At 73.2% G+C, this 16,947-nt stretch carries 20 protein-coding genes; 11 read left to right on the forward strand and 9 right to left on the reverse strand.

Annotated features, from left to right (window positions below; translation table 11 throughout):
• Positions 1-111 precede the first annotated feature (111 nt).
• The 3 genes from AB0H28_RS22930 (at position 112) to AB0H28_RS22940 (ending at position 3,027) form a co-directional block, all read left to right on the forward strand.
• Entirely contained in the window at positions 112-1,485 is a 1,374-nt protein-coding gene (locus AB0H28_RS22930) for a DNRLRE domain-containing protein (protein WP_358043617.1), read from the forward strand.
• Positions 1,486-1,581: 96 nt separating this feature from the next.
• Positions 1,582-1,806, forward strand: coding sequence for a hypothetical protein (locus AB0H28_RS22935; protein WP_358043620.1), 225 nt, complete (start codon positions 1,582-1,584; stop codon positions 1,804-1,806).
• A gap of 564 nt (positions 1,807-2,370) precedes the next feature.
• Positions 2,371-3,027 carry an HAD family hydrolase gene (locus AB0H28_RS22940; RefSeq protein WP_358043623.1) on the forward strand — a complete coding sequence of 219 codons (657 nt, stop codon included), beginning with the start codon at positions 2,371-2,373 and terminating at the stop codon, positions 3,025-3,027.
• A gap of 69 nt (positions 3,028-3,096) precedes the next feature.
• Here AB0H28_RS22940 and coaD read toward each other — a convergent pair whose 3' ends face one another.
• Positions 3,097-3,519 carry a pantetheine-phosphate adenylyltransferase gene (coaD, locus tag AB0H28_RS22945; protein ID WP_358043626.1) on the reverse strand — a complete coding sequence of 141 codons (423 nt, stop codon included), beginning with the start codon at positions 3,517-3,519 and terminating at the stop codon, positions 3,097-3,099.
• A gap of 49 nt (positions 3,520-3,568) precedes the next feature.
• Complete coding sequence (locus tag AB0H28_RS22950) at positions 3,569-4,513, reverse strand: FAD-dependent oxidoreductase (protein ID WP_358043629.1); 945 nt, start codon at positions 4,511-4,513, stop codon at positions 3,569-3,571.
• Between the two features lie 113 nt (positions 4,514-4,626).
• Between AB0H28_RS22950 and AB0H28_RS22955 the strand changes: the two genes are divergently transcribed.
• Positions 4,627-5,523: a LysR substrate-binding domain-containing protein gene (locus AB0H28_RS22955; protein WP_358043632.1), complete on the forward strand. Its 897-nt coding sequence runs from the start codon at positions 4,627-4,629 to the stop codon at positions 5,521-5,523.
• Between the two features lie 31 nt (positions 5,524-5,554).
• On the opposite strand, the gene AB0H28_RS22960 is transcribed toward AB0H28_RS22955, so the two are convergent.
• Complete coding sequence (locus tag AB0H28_RS22960; protein ID WP_358043635.1) at positions 5,555-6,169, reverse strand: dihydrofolate reductase family protein; 615 nt, start codon at positions 6,167-6,169, stop codon at positions 5,555-5,557.
• An 86-nt stretch (positions 6,170-6,255) separates the two neighbouring features.
• Positions 6,256-6,801 (reverse strand): DinB family protein, encoded by a 546-nt coding sequence (locus tag AB0H28_RS22965; RefSeq protein ID WP_358043638.1) that lies wholly within the window; start codon positions 6,799-6,801, stop codon positions 6,256-6,258.
• A 234-nt stretch (positions 6,802-7,035) separates the two neighbouring features.
• On the opposite strand from AB0H28_RS22965, the gene AB0H28_RS22970 reads away from it, so the two are divergent.
• On the forward strand, positions 7,036-7,461 hold the full coding sequence (locus AB0H28_RS22970) for a hypothetical protein (protein WP_358043641.1): 426 nt from the start codon (positions 7,036-7,038) through the stop codon (positions 7,459-7,461).
• 15 nt (positions 7,462-7,476) lie between these two features.
• Here AB0H28_RS22970 and AB0H28_RS22975 read toward each other — a convergent pair whose 3' ends face one another.
• Positions 7,477-8,223 carry a hypothetical protein gene (locus AB0H28_RS22975; protein ID WP_358043644.1) on the reverse strand — a complete coding sequence of 249 codons (747 nt, stop codon included), beginning with the start codon at positions 8,221-8,223 and terminating at the stop codon, positions 7,477-7,479.
• Positions 8,224-8,297: 74 nt separating this feature from the next.
• Between AB0H28_RS22975 and AB0H28_RS22980 the strand changes: the two genes are divergently transcribed.
• Together AB0H28_RS22980 and AB0H28_RS22985 are read left to right on the forward strand one after the other, a co-directional pair.
• Positions 8,298-8,621: a metalloregulator ArsR/SmtB family transcription factor gene (locus tag AB0H28_RS22980; protein ID WP_358043647.1), complete on the forward strand. Its 324-nt coding sequence runs from the start codon at positions 8,298-8,300 to the stop codon at positions 8,619-8,621.
• A complete protein-coding gene (locus AB0H28_RS22985) occupies positions 8,618-8,788 on the forward strand; it encodes a hypothetical protein (RefSeq protein ID WP_358043650.1) in 171 nt (56 codons plus the stop codon). The genes AB0H28_RS22980 and AB0H28_RS22985 overlap by 4 nt, the downstream gene beginning before the upstream one ends.
• A 132-nt stretch (positions 8,789-8,920) precedes the next feature.
• On the opposite strand, the gene AB0H28_RS22990 is transcribed toward AB0H28_RS22985, so the two are convergent.
• Positions 8,921-9,823: a sulfotransferase domain-containing protein gene (locus AB0H28_RS22990; RefSeq protein WP_358043653.1), complete on the reverse strand. Its 903-nt coding sequence runs from the start codon at positions 9,821-9,823 to the stop codon at positions 8,921-8,923.
• A 143-nt stretch (positions 9,824-9,966) separates the two neighbouring features.
• Complete coding sequence (locus AB0H28_RS22995; RefSeq protein WP_358043656.1) at positions 9,967-10,701, reverse strand: TetR/AcrR family transcriptional regulator; 735 nt, start codon at positions 10,699-10,701, stop codon at positions 9,967-9,969.
• Between the two features lie 101 nt (positions 10,702-10,802).
• On the opposite strand from AB0H28_RS22995, the gene AB0H28_RS23000 reads away from it, so the two are divergent.
• Together AB0H28_RS23000 and AB0H28_RS23005 are read left to right on the forward strand one after the other, a co-directional pair.
• Positions 10,803-11,786, forward strand: coding sequence for an NAD(P)-dependent alcohol dehydrogenase (locus AB0H28_RS23000; RefSeq protein ID WP_358043659.1), 984 nt, complete (start codon positions 10,803-10,805; stop codon positions 11,784-11,786).
• Between the two features lie 190 nt (positions 11,787-11,976).
• Positions 11,977-12,252 carry a class I SAM-dependent methyltransferase gene (locus tag AB0H28_RS23005; protein WP_358043662.1) on the forward strand — a complete coding sequence of 92 codons (276 nt, stop codon included), beginning with the start codon at positions 11,977-11,979 and terminating at the stop codon, positions 12,250-12,252.
• A gap of 40 nt (positions 12,253-12,292) precedes the next feature.
• Here the strand turns inward: AB0H28_RS23005 and AB0H28_RS23010 are convergent, their stop codons facing one another.
• Positions 12,293-13,411, reverse strand: a complete 1,119-nt coding sequence (locus AB0H28_RS23010) for a hypothetical protein (protein ID WP_358043665.1) — start codon at positions 13,409-13,411, stop codon at positions 12,293-12,295.
• Complete coding sequence (locus AB0H28_RS23015; RefSeq protein WP_358043668.1) at positions 13,297-14,349, reverse strand: transporter substrate-binding domain-containing protein; 1,053 nt, start codon at positions 14,347-14,349, stop codon at positions 13,297-13,299. Before AB0H28_RS23015 ends, AB0H28_RS23010 begins: the two co-directional genes overlap by 115 nt.
• 341 nt (positions 14,350-14,690) lie before the next feature.
• On the opposite strand from AB0H28_RS23015, the gene AB0H28_RS23020 reads away from it, so the two are divergent.
• Positions 14,691-15,065, forward strand: a complete 375-nt coding sequence (locus tag AB0H28_RS23020) for a metalloregulator ArsR/SmtB family transcription factor (protein WP_278106822.1) — start codon at positions 14,691-14,693, stop codon at positions 15,063-15,065.
• Positions 15,066-15,391: 326 nt separating this feature from the next.
• Positions 15,392-16,912, forward strand: a complete 1,521-nt coding sequence (locus AB0H28_RS23025) for an arabinofuranosidase catalytic domain-containing protein (RefSeq protein WP_358043671.1) — start codon at positions 15,392-15,394, stop codon at positions 16,910-16,912.
• The last annotated feature ends 35 nt before the right edge of the window (positions 16,913-16,947 follow it).

Consider the following 16,947-nt stretch of genomic DNA (forward strand, 5'->3'; position numbering starts at 1 on the left):
ATCGAGAAGTTTGCCTACCCGGACGCGGCGTTCACCTTTCCGCCGCCCGCCGGTCCATCGACGTCCCTACATTCCGTGGGCTGTCATCACCCCCACGGAAGGGGCCCTTGGATGGGCATTCGACTCCCCCGGCCGCCGGTCACCCTGAGCGCGGCTGCCGTGCTGGTCGCCGCCAGCGCCGCCGCCGTCCTCACCGGCTCGGGCGCCGCCTCGGCGGCGAGCGTCACGTTCACCCCGGTCGCCGACACGTACGTGCAGAGCGACACGGCCGGCACCAACTACGGCACCGCCACGCAGATCGTGGTGGACACCTCTCCCACCCGCCGGATGTTCCTGCGGTTCACGGTCAGCGGCGTCAGCGGCACGGTCACCAGCGCCAAGCTGCGGCTGCGCACGATCAGCGGCAACAACGGCAGCGACGTCGGCGGCACCGTGCGGGCGATGTCCAGCACGAGCTGGTCGGAGACCGGCACCACCTGGAACAACCAGCCGGCCGTCGACGGCGCCACCCTCGGCTCGATCGGGTCGGTCGGGCCCGGCACCTGGTACGAGGTGGACGTCACCGCGGCGGTGACCGGCAACGGCACGTTCAGCTTCGGCGCGACGTCCACCAGCAGCGACGGCGCCTACTACTCCGCCCGGGAGAGCGGCGGCAACGCCCCGCAACTGGTGGTCACCACCGGCAGCACCGCGCCGTCCGGCGACCCGGTGCTGGTGGGCGCCGGTGACATCAGCAACTCCGGCTCCGGCGACAGCGCCACCGCGGCGCTGCTCGACGGCATCTCCGGCACGGTGTTCACCACCGGCGACAACGTCTACGACAGCGGCACGGCCTCGCAGTTCAACAGCTACTACGCGCCCACCTGGGGACGGCACAAGGCCCGCACCCGCCCGTCGCCGGGCAACCACGACTACAACACCTCCGGCGCGAGCGGCTACTACAACTACTTCGGCAGCCAGGCCGGGCCGAGCGGGCGCGGCTACTACTCCTACGACCTGGGCAACTGGCACATCGTGTCGTTGAACTCCAACGTCAGCATGTCCGCCGGGTCGACGCAGGAGCAGTGGCTGCGCTCGGACCTGGCGGCCAGCACCAAGCCGTGCACGCTTGCCTACTGGCATCACCCGCTCTACACGTCCAGCTCCAACCACGCGCCGTCGACCGGCACCCGGCCGCTCTACCAGGCGCTCTACGACCACAACGCGGACGTCGTGGTCTGGGGGCACAACCACGTGTACGAGCGGTTCGCGCCGATGAACGCCAACGGCGGCTACGACGCCGCGCGGGGGCTGCGCAGCTTCGTCGCCGGCATGGGCGGGGCCAGCCACTACGGCTTCGGCACCATCCAGCCCAACAGCGAGGCGCGCAACAGCAGCGCGTACGGGGTCTTGAAGTTCACCCTGCACGCCAACACCTACGACTGGCAGTTCGTGCCGGTGGCGGGGCAGACCTACGGCGACAGCGGCACCGGCACCTGCCACTGACCGCACCACCGTCCCGGCCGGGCTTCCCCGGCCGGGCGGTGTGCCCCGGCCCGCGGGCGGGTACCGGTGGGGGCAGGAACCGGTGAGGAGGACGAGATGACCGACCCCAGGTACGCACCGATCGGGCTGGCCGCCGGGCAGTTGGTGGACAACGACAGCGAGACCGACGGTGGCGAGGTGGTCGGCGCGGACGACGCGGCGGCCGACGCCGCCCGCGCCGGCGCCGACGTGGACCTGTCCGCGGCCACCCGGGACAACGACGGCACCCCGGTCGGCGCCGCCGACGCCGAGGCCGACCGCGAGCGCGCCGCCGACGAGTGACGTGACCAGCCGCCCCGCCGCCGGAGCACCCGGTGGCGGGGCGGTGTCACACGTCGACCGGCACCGTCACCGCACCGGCCGGCAGGTCGAGCACGTTGCGGTTCGGGGGTCGGCGTCCAGCGGCCGGCGCAGCAGCGTGCCGTCCGCGCGGGCGATCTGCCGCCGGCCGGTCACCCGCGCGGACGGGAAACAGCCACCGGGTTCCACTCAGCGGCTGTCATGCCGACGGGTGGAACACGGTGGAGGTCTGCGAGGGGCTGAGAGGCGCGTGGTGTTCCACTCGCCGGCGTACTCGCCGGTGGGTGGAACGTGGTGGTTGTCCGGCCGGGGCAGGCAGCCCCCGAGGGGGGTACGCGAATACGAGCTGGTCGCGCACGCCGACGCGAGCGGCTGGCGGCCCCCCGCGACGTCGCCTGACCGCTATCCTCCTGCCGTGATCCGCACTCGCACCGCCGTCTCCCTGGCTCCCTACCACTCGTCTCGGTTGCTCACCCGACGATGCCCCCGCCTCCGCCCCGATGAGCACGCGGCCCGCTCCCATCGGTCCTACCTGGAGGCGTCCACGTGATCGGGGCGGTCTTCTTCGACGTCGGCGGGACGATCCTCGACGAGACCCGCGAGTTCGCCGACTGGGCGGACTGGTTGGGCGTGCCCCGGCACACCTTCTCGGCGGTCTTCGGCGCGGTCATCGCCCGAGGGCAGGACTGGCAGGAGTCGTTCCGCACGTTCCGGCCCGACTTCGACCTCGCGACCGAACTGGAGCGCCGGGCCGCCGCCGGCCGGCCGGAGGCGTTCGGCGAGGAGGATCTCCACTCCGACGCCCGGGCGTGCCTGGCCGCCCTGAAGGAGCAGGGCCTGCGCGTCGGCCTGGCCGGGAACCAACCGGCGCACGCCGAGGCGAGCCTGCGCGCGCTCGACCTGCCGGTCGACGTGATCGGCACGTCGCACGGGTGGGGCGTGGCGAAACCGGCGCCGGCCTTCTTCGACCGGGTCGTCCGCGAAGGCGGCGGCGACCCGTCGACGATCCTCTACGTGGGTGACCGCCCCGACAACGACGCCCGCCCGGCGATGGCCGCCGGAATGCCGGCGTGCCTGATCCGGCGCGGCCCGTGGGGCCACATCCTCGACCTGCCCGAGGTGGCCACGCGCTGCCTGTTCCGGATCGGGTCGCTGGACGAACTCCCGACCCTCGTCGCCGCGCACAACGCGGCCGAACGCTAGGCCGGCGGTCGCCGCCCACCCGCCGCCCGCACCACCGGCGACGAACGCGGCCGGACGCCGACGCGGCCGTCACCCACCGGCCGCCCGCGCCACCGTCGACGACACGCCGGCCAGTTCGGACCGGGCAGGCAGGAAGACCGTGGCGACACCCAGCGACTGGTTCATCGCGGCGAGCCGGTGCTCGGCCTGGAGATCCGTGGTGTTCCGCACGCCCCGGACGATCACCGCGACGTCGTGGCGACGGCAGTAGTCGGCGGTGAGCCCCCGCCAGGCCGCGACCGTGACGGTGGTCCAGTCGGCCGGCACGACGGCGCGGACGGCGGTCGCCCGCTGCTCCTCGTCGGCGTCCGGCTGCTTGTCGCCGTTCACCGCGACGAGCACGACCACCTCGTCGAAGAGGCCGCGGGCCCGGTCCACCACGTCCAGGTGCCCGCGGGTGAACGGGTCGAAGCTGCCGGGATAGACGGCCCGCACGCGATCATCGCTGCCCACGACCCGACCCTATGCGGTGTTGTCCCGGCCGGAGGTCGCCGCCGAGGCGCTAACCGGCCAGGATCAGGTCCGCGACCTCGGCAGCGCAACCCCAGGACAGCGTCACCCCCGCCCCGCCGTGCCCGTAGGCGTGCACCAGCCGCCCACCCCCGGGGTCCACCTCGACCCGGGGCCCGCCGAGCCGGGCCGGCCGCAGCCCGATCCGCTCCCCCAGCACCGGCGCGCCGGCCAACTGCGGCACCAGGGCGACGCACCGCCGCCGGATCGCCGCCGCCGCGTCCGGATCGGGCCGGGTGTGCGCCACGCCGGGCTGGTAGGTGCCGCCGAGCACCACGTCGTGCCGGCGCGGATGCACGTACGTGATGCCGGCCGGGTCGTCCTCGTCGCGCACCGAGACGGTCAGGCCGGGATTCGCCACCAACAGGACGTGCCCGCGCGCCGGGTACACGGCCGGGTCGGCGGCGAGGTGACCGGCGGCGAGACCGGTGGCGTTGACCACGGCCGGCGCGATCTCGTACGCCTCGGAGAGCTTGCCCAGCGGGCGGCGGACGACCTGCCCGCCGCCGGCCTCGACCTGGCGGTGCAGCCAGGTCAGGTAGCGGGTCATCTCCACGGTCGGGGCGGTGAACCGCAGCAGCGCCGTCCAGGGCGCGCCGGCCGGCTCGGCCACCAACCCGCCGCAGGCGTCGGCCCACCAGGGCGGCCCGGCGTAGGGGTGGCGCAGCCACATCCGGGTGGGCCGGTCGACCACCCCGGGCACCCCGTCGGCGGCCTGGCGGCGCAGCTCGGCGTGCGTGTCCCGGGCCCAGCGCAGCACCCGCGGGTCCGCCTCGGTGCGGCTCGGATACCAGACCGCGGCGGCCACCGTGGACACGAGGTCCGCCGGGTCGTCGGCGGTCAGCACGGTGACCCGCGCGCCGCGCCGCTGGAGCGTGACCGCCGCCGTCAGGCCGATCACTCCCGCACCGACCACCACCACGTCCGCCGCCGCCATGGTCCGCTCCCGCCACTCGTACCGTCGCTGTGCTGCCGATGGTGACCGCCCGGTGACGATGTCGTCCAAGACGGATCGGAGAGCCGGCGATAAGCGGCGCTTATGATGGCGGGATGGTGGAGGCCACGGGCGCCTGGTCGGACCTGCGCCGGCTGCGCTCCTTCGCGGTGCTCGCCGAGGAGTTGCACTTCACCCGCGCGGCCATCCGGCTGCGCATCGCCCAGCCCGCGTTGAGCCAGCAGATCCGGGCGCTGGAGCGGCAGCTCGGCGTGCCGCTCGTGCATCGCACCAGCCGGGGCTGCACGCTGACCGAGGTCGGGGCCCGGGTCGCCGACGAGGCGGCGCGGCTGCTCGCCGACGTGGACGCCGCGACCGCCCGCATCCGGGACCTGGTGCGCGGCCGGGGCGGCCGGCTGCGACTGGCGTACACCCGCTCGGCGCGCGGCGGCCGGGTCGACGCGCTGATCGGCCGGTTCCGGGCCGCCCACCCTGGCGTCGAGGTGGTCTCCGAGACGGCGTGGACCGCCCCGAACGTCGCCGGCCTGCTCGCCGGCCGGCTGGACGCGGCGTTCGTCCGCCCGCCGGTGGACGAGCCGGCGCTGGCCTGCCGCACCGTCGACACCGAGGAGTTGCTGCTGGCGCTGCCGGCGGGGCATCCGCTCGCCGCCGGCCGCCGCCGGATCAGCCGGGCCCAGGTGGTCGACCTGCCGGCGGTGATGTGGCCGCGGGAGAACGGGCCGGGCATGTTCGACCGGACCATCGCCCAGGTGTGGCCGGGCGGTGGTTTCCGGCTCGTGCGGCAGGAGCCGGACGACGAGCAGTTGCTGCGCGCGGTGGCGCAGGGCGACGTGGTCGCGGCCGTGCCGGCCGGCCGGGCCCGGGCGTTGCGGCTGCCCGGCGTCCGGCTGCGCCGGTTCGCCGCGCCCTCGCCCACCGTGGACGTGGGGCTGGCCTGGCCGGTCGACAGCACCAACCCGGCGTTGCACGCGCTGCTCGCCCTGCTCGACTGAGCGCCGGCCGGCCACCTCGTCCTGCCCGTGCTCAGCTCCCGGCCGGCACCTGCTCCTTGACGTCGTCGTAGCCGACCGTGCCCGGCGCCTCGGCCGGCGTGTAGATCACCCGGAGCACGCCGGTGGGGAACGCCTCCGTCGCGCTGACCCGCAGGTGGTATGGGGAGTCGCCCTCGTCGAACAGCCTGCGGCCCTTGCGGGCGGCCACCGGGTGCACCAGCAGCCGCAGCTCGTCGACCAGCCCGGCGGCGAGCAACTGCTGCACCACGGAGATCGACCCGGGGATGAGCACGCCCCGGACGCCGGGGTCGGTCTTGAGGGCCGCGACCGCGTCGACGAGGTCACCCTCGATCACCTCCGAGTTGCGCCAGGAGAACTCCAGCGGCTGCCGCGACACGACCACCTTGCGCATGTCGCCGAGCTGCTTGGCGAACGGCGCGTCCTCACCACCGGCGGCCTCGCGGTCGGGCCACGCGCCGGCGAAGCTGTCGTAGGTCTCCCGCCCGATGAGCAGGACGTCGGCGGTGGCGTAGTCCTCGGTGACGGCGCGGCCCATGTTGTCGTCGAAGTAGGGGAAGTGCCAGTCCGGGTCGATCTCGGCGACGCCGTCGGCCGAGATGAACAGGGTGGAGATGACCTTCGCCATCGCGGTGCTCCTTCACGTCAGGTGATGTCGACGGGTGGACCGCCGCAGCATGCCAAACTCATCGGCCCGGAGCGGGTCACCACGCCTCAGATCGTGAAGTCGGCTGGCGCACCCTCGCCGACCCGCCCGTCCACCGCCTCCCGCAGGAGGTCGGCGTGCCCGGTGTGGCGGGCGTACTCCTCGATCATGTCGAGGAGCATGGCGCGGACCGTGGGCGTGCGACCGTCCGGCCAGGTGAAGGACGCCGGGCCGGACAGGCCACGCTCCTCGATCACGGCGGCCACCAGCGTGCGGGAACGCTCGACCGCGGCCCGCCACAGCGCGTGCGCCTCGCCCGGCGCGTCGGTCGCGCCGGTACGCCACTCCCAGTCCGGGTCGGCGTCGAAGTCGACGCCCTGCCACGGAGGGCCGTATTCCTGGCCGGCCAGCTTGACGGCCAGCCAGTCGGCCTCGACCAGGGCCATGTGCTTGACCAGGCCGCCGAGCGTCATCGAGCTGGCGGCCGTGGTCGCGCCCAGGCCCTTAGCGTCGAGCCCGGACGTCTTCCAGGCGAAGGTCCGCCGGTTGCGCTCCAGGACCGACAGCAACGGCTCCGCCTCGGTGGGGGTATTCGACGACGACTCTTCACCCATCGCCGGAGCATAGGTCAGCGCGGCGTCCCTGGTTGCCCCGGACACCCAAGATCGACACGGTTCCGCCGAGGTGGCGGTATCCGGAGCGCGTCGACACCGCCGCCTCGGCGAACTGGTGCCGGCGGAGGGACCGAGCTGGTCAGGAATCGAGAAGCGGCCGGCCCCGGTCGGGCCATAGCGTTCCTGCCGAGCGGACGGCACCGTGCCGAACAGCCGCCGACGAGGGGGAACGAGATGAGCGAGGGCTTCAGCGCCGAGGAACGCGCCGCAATGCAGGAGCGCGCCGCCGAGCTGCGCAACGAGGGAAAGAAGGGCGCGAAGAAGGCCGACGACCTCCAGGCGGTCCTCGACCGGATCGCGCAGATGGCGCCGGCCGACCGGGAACTGGCCGAGCGGGTGCACGTGACGATCACCGCCAACGCACCGGAGCTGTCGCCGAAGACGTGGTACGGCATGCCCGCCTACGCGAACGCGGCCGGCAAGATCGTGGTCTTCTTCCAGGACTCGGGGAAGTTCAACTACCGCTACTCGACAGTGGGCTTCCAGGACGCGGCCAACCTCGACGACGGCGACATGTGGCCGGCGTCGTACGCGCTGCTGCGGTGGAGCGCCGAGGTGGAGAAGAAGCTCACGGAGCTGGTGCGGGCGGCGGTCTCCTGACGTCGGGGGGTCGCCTCACCGCTGCCAGGAGTCGAGGCCGCGCACGGCGGCCCGGGCGAAGTCGTCGGCGAAGTCCGGGTTGTTGCTGGTGCCCTCCCAACCCTGGTCGTGCACCACGGTGACCGCGTCGGCGACCCTGACCACGGTGATCTGACTGGTGGCCTGGCCCCCGACGGGGGCGCCGTCGAGGCTGGTCGCCGGCTTGGTCAGCGTCACCAGCAGGGCGTCGTCGCCCGTGTCGGCCAGCGGCTGCGACCGGACGGTGACGGTGTTGCCCGCCTCGGTGAAGGAGCGGCAGGGTTCCAGCGCCGCGCGGACGCGGCGCAGGTAGTCGCCGGCGTCGGTGCCGGCGAAGGCGAAGACGGTCTGGTGCAGCGTCCCGTAGGGGACGTTCTCCGGCGGGTCCTTCGGCGTCTTGTAGATGCTCATCATCGCTGCGGCTGCGGTGGACCGCCCGCCGGTGGCGAACTCCTCGGCGCACAGCTTCGGCAGGGCGTCGGCGACCTGCATCGGCTGCGGGGCGCTCTTGCGCAGCTCGGCGGGCAGGTCGACGAAGGCCGACTTCGGGATGGTCACCGGCCCGCCGGTCGACGGTGCGGCGGTGGGGGTGCCGGCATCCGCCGACGCCGTGGTCGGAGTCGGGGTCGCGGTCGCGCCCTGCCCCTGGTCGGTGCCGCCGTCGGTGCACCCGCCGGCCAACAGCGCGACGGCGAGCAGCAGCGCGCCCGGCAGCCTCCGGTGGCGTCGATTCGGTCCGTTCACGTCGATCTCCGTCCGGTGATCCAACTTTACAAACAAGCGCTTGTGCAAGCGTACGCTTTCATTAAGATGATCTCGTGCCCGATCTCGATCTCGCCTTCACCGCGCTCGGCGACCCGGTCCGCCGGGCCCTGGTGACCCGGCTCGCCCGCGGCGACGCCACCGTCGGCGAGCTGGCCGAGCCGTTCGACCTCACTCCGCAGGCGATCTCCCATCACGTCGGCGTCCTGCGACGCTGCGGGCTGGTCGAGCAGCGACGCGAGGGCACCCGGCGGCCCTGCCGGCTCCGCGCCGACCAGCTCACGCTGCTCGGCACCTGGATCGACGAGCAGCGGCGGACCTGGAACGACCGGCTCGACGCGCTCGATCAGCACCTTACCGATGAGGAGGGCGCGCGATGAGCACCCGCGCCGAGCTGCACGGCGACGAACTGATCACCCGACGCCACCTGAACGCCACGCCCGCACGGGCCGGCTCCACCGCCACCAGCAAGCCGAGAAGCAGCAGCACGAACGCGAGGTCGAGCCGTTCGTCGCCGAAGGAACTCGCGTTTCCGTTCCCGCCGTAGTTGGGACAGTCCCGACGGTCGACGATCGGGCGCAGGATCAGCAGCGTCACCGCGATGACGGCGGCACCACCGCCGAGCGCCCGGAACCCGCCGAACCGGGCCGGCCTCTCACGCCGAGAGCACACGGTCGCGCTACCGGGTGGCGGGCTCCTGCCCGTCGCGCGCCTCGGTGGGGTCGTCGCGCGTGGGGTAGCCGAGCAGCTCGGCGAGGTCGCCGGCCGCCGCGAGGTAGGCGGCGTAGATGTCGTCGTCGAAGTGGTTGCGCCAGTCGCCGGCCGCGCCCTTGCGGTAGTGCGAGATCCGGCCGGGCGCGTCGCCGCCCTTCTTCATCCGGGTGAAGCTGTAGCGGGCGAGCAGCGCCTCCAGCTCCGGCGTCGGCAGCGTGATTCCGCAGTGCCGCAGCAGCCGGTCGACCTCCTCGGCCTGCCGTTCGCCGGTCAGGTCCTCGTAGCGGAACAGGCGGAACGTCTCCGCGGGCGGGGCCGTCGCCCACGACCTCATCTGCCCGAACTGCTTCTTGTCGCGGAGGCGCTCGATGACGTGCAGCATCCCCTCCTTCTTCGGCTTCTCCTGCAACACCTTGCGCGCCTGCGGGATGTCGCCCATCGGGGCGTGCGAGTTGCGCAACGAGAAGTAGCTGGACACCACGACGTCACGCGGGTCGCGGATCACGAAGAACGCGCGGTACGTGCCGGCCTTCGGCACTGCCTCGAAGCGCCTGTGGGACAGGAAGATCGCCAGGCCGGTACGGCCGGCCGGGACGGGCGCGGTCACTCCGCCGGAGTAGAAGCGCGGGTCGTAGGGCAGCAGGCCGGAGTGCCGGTAGACGGCCGGGTCGCTGAACAACGCCTTGATCCACTGGCTGCCCGTCTTGCGTACGGTGCAGTGGAAGACGTTGTCGAATTCGTTGCGGTCGACCACCGGCACGGTGAGCCGCATCCGGGTGTTGCGCGCTTCCATCTGCGCCCGCCGGGCCGCGACGCGCAAGGAATTCGGCGTGTTGTGCTTGGCAAATTCGACAGCGCGATCGATCATCGTGGAAGCCCTAACCGCACCCTGTTGAACAGGGGCAACGCCGACAGTTTCCCGCACGTCAGGCAGGAGAAATCCGCAGACTTCGCCTGCTGTCGCCCACGCCCCGACGCGCGCTAGGAATATCCCCGACCGCCCAAATGATGTCAACGCCGGGGACCTGAGAACTCGCTGAAAGGCGGGGGCGTACAGCCCTGCCGGTGCAGCCGCTCGATGCCGTCGAGCAGCAGGTCCAGGGCGAACTCGAACTCGAACTGGTCGTCGCAGCCCGACCCCACCACGGACCCGTCGTCGTGCGACGCGGCCACGGCGATCTCGGCGAGGTGGGGGAAGCGGGCCGCGGCCTCGGGCGGGAAGGTCGGCGCCGGCTGGGGTTCGCTGGCACCGGAGCGGCCCGCCCGGCGGGTGTCGTCGAACAACTCCTGGCTGAAGCCGAGGATCCGGCTGCCCATCGCGTGCATGACGTGGTGCGCCAGGTCGACGGAGAACCCGGCGGCCCGGAACACCCCGACCATCGAGTCGAGGTAAGCGAGCACACCCGGCGTTGCGGTGTTCCGCGACTCGATCGCCAGCGCCGCCCAGGGGTGCCGACCCAGCATCCGCCGCGCGGCGAGGACGCGCAGCCGGACCGTGGGCTTCCAGTCGTCGCCGGGCACCGGCGGGTCGATCTGGCCGACGACCACGTCGATCATGCCGTCGAGCAGTTCGTCCTTGTTCGCCACGTGCTTGTAGAGGGCCATCGGCACGACGCCCAGCTCCTGGGCGAGGTTGCGCATGCTCAGGGATTCGATGCCGGTGCCGTCGGCGAGCGTGACGGCGGCACGCAGGATCCGGTCCCTGCTCAGGGGCGTGCGGCGCAGCACGTCTGCCTGCTCGGCCATCGCGTCCTCGTCCTCGGTCGGCGGTGGTTGAACCCTAGCCGCCTTGACAGGTGTACGCCGTACACTCACCATTGGTGTACGGCGTACACCTGGGAGGAAAGATGAAGGCGATCGTGCAGGACCGCTACGGCCCGCCGGAGACACTCACGCTCGCGGAGGTCCCCGTGCCGGCGCCCCGACCCGACGAGGTGCTGGTGCGCGTCGAGGCGGCCTCGCTCAACGCGTACGACTGGCACGCCGTGCGCGGCGACCCGCGGCTGGCGCGGTTGGCGATGGGGCCGGCGCGGCCCCGGGCCCGCATCCGCGGCCGTGACGTCGCCGGTCGGGTCGAGGCCGTCGGCGCGAACGTCCGACGGCTCCGCCCCGGCGACGCCGTCTTCGCCGACCTCGGCGACGCCAACGGCGCGTTCGCCGAATACGTGTGCGTGCCCGAGGCGCTGGTCGCGCCGCAGCCGGCGAACCTGACGCCGCAGCAGGCGGCGGCGCTGCCGCTGGCCGGCGCGACCGCGCTCACCGGGCTGCGCGACGCCGGGCGGGTCGAGCCCGGCCACCGCGTCCTCGTCAACGGCGCCTCCGGCGGCGTCGGCACCCTGGCGGTCCAACTGGCCAAGGCACTCGGCGCGACGGTCACCGGCGTGTGCAGCACGCGCAACGTCGACCTGGTCCGCTCCCTCGGCGCCGACCACGTCGTCGACTACACCCGGGAGGACTTCACCCGCGACCCGCGCCGCCACGACGTGGTGTTCGACCTGGTCGGCAACCGCTCGCTCACCGCGCTGCGGCGGGCGCTGACCCCGACCGGGACGCTTGTGCTCTCCGGCGGCGGCGTCTGGCGCGGCGGCAGCCTGGTCGGGCCGGTCTGGTTGCTCGCGCGCGGGCGACTGCTGGCGCCGCTGTTCCGGCAGCGCGTCGTCGTGCTCGCCACGACGCCCGGCCGGCACCACCTCGACGCGCTCCGCGCGCACGCCGAGGCCGGACACCTCACCCCGGTCATCGACCGCACCTATCCGCTGCACGCGGTGCCCGAGGCCATTCGATATCTCGAAGGCGAGCACGCGCGGGCGAAGGTCGTCATCACCGTCTGACCGCGCCCGCGACGGCGCACCGAGGAACGCCACCCACCATCCCACCAAGCCGGACGCGCCACCACTCCACGCCGTCGACCACTTCGGGACCCGACCTCCGGGCCTCGGGCTCGGCGCGCCGGCCCTGATCTGGTTCGCCCACCGACGGCTGCACCCACCGCTCAGGCGTCACTGGTGTTCACTGGCACCCGTGGATCGTCATCGGCTCAGCAGCATCGCGCACTCGCACCATCCGTTCGCGGCGCCGGTCTCCGGCGTGAACGTCAACCGGCTCCTGCGCCGGGCGGACCGACGACCGGCGGCGCGCATCCTCGACCTCGGCTGCGGACGGGCGGCCTGGGCGATGCAGGCCCTCGCCCACTACCCGGACGGGCACGCGGACGGCGTCGACATCAGCGGACCCGCCCTCGAACACGCTGCCGCGGCGGCCGAGGCGCGCGGGCTCGCAACCTGCTGGGCTTCGTGACCCTGGTGCTCCGCCGCGCCTGACGTGCCCGCCGACGGCGCTACCCGGGGCTCCGGCCGGACCGGTCCTCGATCCGGAGGCGGCCGGCGCAGCGTACGTCGGGGGCGGCGACCGGACGCCGGAGCATCATCCAGTCCAGGACGGTCTCCTCCACCGGCCAGCCGTGCACCGCCACGACGCTGTACGGCACCGGCCGGGGCTGCGGGCAGAGGACCTGCGACCGCACCCGCCCGTTCGGCAGGAACCGCACGGAGGCGGTCCGGTCCAGCAGGACCGTCGAGGTGTCGGTGACCGTGATCAGCGCGCCGAGCACGACCTCCGGCTCGACCCCGCCGCCCGGCGTCGCGCCGTCCGGGGCGGGTGGGGCGACCACGACCGCCGCGCTGGGCAGCACCGGCGCGGCCAGGAAGACCGCGCCGGTCACCAGCGGGAGCACGGCGGCGACCGCGTACGCCAGGCCGTGCGTCACCGCCCGGGCGCTTCCCGCCGGGATAGGGCCGGTGAGCAGCACGGTGGCGACCGGCGGCACCGCGAGCAGCGCGGCCGTGGCCGGCTCACCCGAGCGGAGCGCCGTCCACGCCGCCGGTGCCAGCAGGGCGTACGCGAGGACGGCCGCGGCCACCGGGGCTGCCACGCTGACCAGCAGGATCCGGGTCGGCTGGTCCGGGTACAGGTAGCGGGCGCGCAGCGCGAGCAGGCACAGCCCCAGCATCAGCAGCGTCGGCAGGAAGCGGAGCTGCCAGGTGAGCGCGCCGAGCGCGACCGCCCCGGTGGCCACCCAACCGGGGGTTCGCGCCGTCCAGGAGGCGAGCAACGACCGTTCCGGGTCGAAGCGCTCCGGTGCGCTCAGCCGGAGCAGCCGACCGAGCACCCCGAACGTCAGCACCACCAGCGGGAACGCCCAGACCAGCGCGATCAGCAGGGCACTGAGCAGGCCGAGTGGGCTGACGTACTGCACCAGCAGCAGCATCGTGGACATGTCCTGGCGGCTGAGCTGCCACAGCCGCAGCACCAGCAGCAGGACGGGGAACGCGGGAAGGAGGGTCAGCAGCCACTGCTGCGCCTGCCGCGCCGCGGCCGTCCGGCGGGGCCGCGCGTTCCGGCCGGGGCCGCCGGCGATCCCGGGTACGCCGGGGCGGGTAACGCGATCCTCTCCCACGGCCACTGCCGCACCTCCACCTTCCTGGGGTCGGGTTGCTCTCCGACCGCGACCGGCTGGGGGAAGTTGTACCGCTGCTGCCACCGGAAGTTGGTGGCGTACGCCTGCTCCCACGCCGAGTTCTCCGGGTCCCGCGCCGACGCGTAGAGCGCGAGGTCGACGAGGTCACGAAGCGCCTCGTTCGGGCCGGTGTTGACGCCCCACCGCTCCGCCGCGGACTCGCCGATGTCCCAGTGCTGAAGCGGCTTCACGTCGTGCAGGGTGACCGGGAAGCGTCGGCCGTCGTCGCTCGGCCGGTCGCCGGTGACGAATCCGGCGAGGATCGCCGCGTCGCTGGTGACCGCTTCCACCTTCCCGTCGAACATCTCCTGGAAGCAGTCGCTGATCCGGTTCCGGCCGATCGGTCTCGCGCCGGCCTGGCGCAGGCGCGGGATCGCGGTCGAGGTGGTCAGCGTGCACACGGTGCGGTCCGCCAGGTCCTCCAGGCTGCTCACCGGGCGCGTGTCGCTGCTCAGCGTCACCACCGACTGTTCCGTCTGCAGGTACGGGGCGGAGAAGACGGCGCCTTCCTCCTCCTCCCGCCGCTTGGTGATGCTGTAGGAGGCGATCACCAGGTCGACGGTGACGAAGCCGTCGCGGTCCCGAGCCTGGCGGCGGGCCCGGTCCTCGCTCTCCATCGGCAGGAACCGCACCTGGGACCGGTCGAACCCGAGGTAGCCGGCGATCATGTAGGCGATGTCGACGTCGAAGCCCCGCCAGACGTCGTTCGGCAGTCGCTGGGAGACGCCCGGCTGGTCGTCCTTCGCCCCGATCAGCAGTTCCGGCTTGCCCTTCAGCCCGGCCCGGTCCATCAGATCGTCCCGAGTCGGCGGGCCGAGCCGGAGCACGATCGGCACCATCGCCGCCGCGAGGACGGCGAGCACGGCGGCCAGTGACACCAGTCGCAGCCGGCGGGCCCGGTCGGTCCGCGGCGGTGCCCCCGCCGCCGGTTCTGGAGTGCGCGGTTCGCCTGCCTCGTTCACCCGTGCCTCCCCCTACGCGACCGGTGGTAGCGGCTCCATTGTGGGGGGTGTGGCAAGGGTGGGACGAGTTCCGCCGCGCCGCCGCGCGGTCAACCGGACGGTGTCCCGGCCGGCGCGCCGAGCCGGGCGGGCAGGTCGCCGACGGCCGGATCGCCGGGTCGAAGATCACCGGCCGGGGCACGCGCCACATCCTACCGAGATTCACGTTCGATGATGGTTGGCGGTTTTGCCGTCCCATCGATGCCGGCGGTGCGACTATGGAGGGCGTGGGAACTGCGAAAACTGCCGCCATGCCGTCCATCTCGCCGCTGACCGGTGAGCCGATCAAGCGGGCCGACGCCGAGCGCCTCGCGGGGGTGCTGAAGGCGTTCGCCGATCCGGCTCGGCTGCGGCTGATCAGCCTGATCCAGTCCGCCCCGCAGGGCGAGGCGTCGGTGAGCGACCTGACCGCGCCGCTCGGGCTGTCCCAGCCCACGGTGAGCCACCACCTGCGCATCCTCACCGAGGCCGGGCTCCTGGAGCGCGAGAAGCGCGGCGTCTGGGCCTACTACCGGGTGGTGCCGTCCGCGATCGCCGCGATCGCCGACCTGCTGACCCCGCCCCGCAAGCGCGCGACGAAGCGCGCTCGCTGAGCGCTCGCTCGGCCCGGCGTGACCGCACCTCGCGGGGCCGCGCGCACCCGGGGCGCGCCGGCTAAGCCGGCCCGAGCCTCGACCGGCGCGCTCGCCCGATGAATGTGTTCTAATTAACCACGTCGATGTTCGCGCTAACATCGATGACCGGTCGCCACCACCCTCGGCACCGCCGGCATCGACGCGCGTGCGGGCCTCGCGCCGGAATCGGGCGCCGGCGGTGGGTTCCTCCTGCGTGCGCCAGCGTTCCATCGACGGCCATCACACCCGGAAGGCTCCGCGCCGGTACGGAAGGTCTCGGAGCCCTGCGCATCCGAGGAGCCGTCATGCCCATCCCCCGTCCCCGATCCGTCCGGTCCAGACCCGCGCGCCTGGCGTTCGCGGCCCTGGCCCTCGTCCTGGCCGTCGGCGGCGCCGCACTGGTCACGCAGCCCCGCACGGCCGCCGCCGCCCCCGGGCCGGGCTCCGTCGTGGGGGCGCAGTCCGGCCGCTGCGTCGACGTGCCGAACGGCAGCACCACGAACGGCATCCAGGTCCAGCTCTACGACTGCACCGGGGCCGCCGCGCAGACCTGGACCTACACGGCGGCACGGCAGTTCACGGTGTACGGCAACAAGTGCCTGGACGCCAACGGCCAGGGCACCAGCCCGGGCACCACCGTGATCATCTGGGACTGCAACGGCCAGGCCAACCAGCAGTGGAACGTCAACGCCAACGGCACCATCACCGGCCAGCAGTCCGGGCTCTGCCTCGACGCCAACGGCGCCGGCACCGCCAACGGCACCAAACTCATCCTCTGGACCTGCAACGGCCAGGCCAACCAGCGGTGGACCACGTCGACAGGTCCGTCGTCCCCACCGCCCACCTCGCCGCCGCCCGGCAGCGGCCGGCCGTGCGACATCTACGCCGCCGGTGGCACGCCGTGCGTGGCCGCGCACAGCACCACCCGGGCGCTGTTCTCCGCCTACAGCGGCGGCCTCTACCAGGTCCGTCGCGCCTCGGACAACACCACGCGCGCCATCGGGGTGCTGGGCGCCGGCGGGCACGCCGACGCCGCCGCCCAGGACGCCTTCTGCGGCGGCACGACCTGCGTGATCACCGTGGTCTACGACCAGTCGGGCCGAGGCAACGACCTGTGGTACCAGGGATCGGTGCAGGTCCCGGGCTCCACCTCCAGCCGGCCCGCGACCGCGACCAGCGAGTCGTTGACCGTCGGCGGCACCCGGGCCTACTCGCTCTACATCAATCCCGGCAACAGCTACTGGCGGGACGGCCACGCCACCGGCGTCCCCACCGGCAGCGCGCCCGAGGGCATGTACATGGTGACCAGCGGCACCCACGTCAACAGCGGCTGCTGCTTCGACTACGGCAACAGCGAAACCACCCGCCGGGCCGACGCCGCCGGGGCGATGGACGCGATCTACTTCGGCACCAGCTGCTGGTTCGGCGGCTGCTCCGGCGGCGGCCCCTGGGTGCAGGCCGACCTGGAATGGGGCCTCTACCCCGGCGGCAGCCAGTCCTGGAACCCCAACCAACGCGCCTTCACCAACAAGTTCGTCACCGCCACCCTGAAGAACAACGGCACCTCCCGCTTCGCCATCAAGGGCAGCAACGCCCAGTCCGGCAACCTCTACACCCTCTACGACGGCGCCCTGCCCCCCGGCTACAGCCCGATGAAGAAACAGGGCGCGATCATCCTCGGCAGCGGCGGCGACTGCTGCAAGCCCGGCGGCGGCGCCAACCTGAGCGCCGGCACGTTCTACGAGGGCGCGATGGTGGCCGGCTACCCGTCCGACGCCACCGAGAACGCCGTCCAGGCGAACATCGTGGCCGCCGGCTACCGCTGAGACCCCCCGCTCGACTCCCCGCTCGAAAGGACAGT

The organism is Micromonospora sp. NPDC050980 (assembly GCF_040653835.1).
Taxonomy (GTDB): Bacteria; Actinomycetota; Actinomycetes; order Mycobacteriales; family Micromonosporaceae; genus Micromonospora.

Coding starts and splice junctions, on each gene's coding strand:
- AB0H28_RS22930 (WP_358043617.1), top strand. CDS start 112: ATGGGCATTCGACTCCCCCGGCCGCCGGTCACCCTGAGCGCGGCTGCC.
- AB0H28_RS22935 (WP_358043620.1), top strand. CDS start 1,582: ATGACCGACCCCAGGTACGCACCGATCGGGCTGGCCGCCGGGCAGTTG.
- AB0H28_RS22950 (WP_358043629.1), bottom strand. CDS start 4,513: ATGGCGGCGGCGGACGTGGTGGTGGTCGGTGCGGGAGTGATCGGCCTG.
- AB0H28_RS22955 (WP_358043632.1), top strand. CDS start 4,627: ATGGTGGAGGCCACGGGCGCCTGGTCGGACCTGCGCCGGCTGCGCTCC.
- AB0H28_RS22960 (WP_358043635.1), bottom strand. CDS start 6,169: ATGGCGAAGGTCATCTCCACCCTGTTCATCTCGGCCGACGGCGTCGCC.
- AB0H28_RS22965 (WP_358043638.1), bottom strand. CDS start 6,801: ATGGGTGAAGAGTCGTCGTCGAATACCCCCACCGAGGCGGAGCCGTTG.
- AB0H28_RS22970 (WP_358043641.1), top strand. CDS start 7,036: ATGAGCGAGGGCTTCAGCGCCGAGGAACGCGCCGCAATGCAGGAGCGC.
- AB0H28_RS22985 (WP_358043650.1), top strand. CDS start 8,618: ATGAGCACCCGCGCCGAGCTGCACGGCGACGAACTGATCACCCGACGC.
- AB0H28_RS22990 (WP_358043653.1), bottom strand. CDS start 9,823: ATGATCGATCGCGCTGTCGAATTTGCCAAGCACAACACGCCGAATTCC.
- AB0H28_RS22995 (WP_358043656.1), bottom strand. CDS start 10,701: ATGGCCGAGCAGGCAGACGTGCTGCGCCGCACGCCCCTGAGCAGGGAC.
- AB0H28_RS23000 (WP_358043659.1), top strand. CDS start 10,803: ATGAAGGCGATCGTGCAGGACCGCTACGGCCCGCCGGAGACACTCACG.
- AB0H28_RS23020 (WP_278106822.1), top strand. CDS start 14,691: ATGGAGGGCGTGGGAACTGCGAAAACTGCCGCCATGCCGTCCATCTCG.
- AB0H28_RS23025 (WP_358043671.1), top strand. CDS start 15,392: ATGCCCATCCCCCGTCCCCGATCCGTCCGGTCCAGACCCGCGCGCCTG.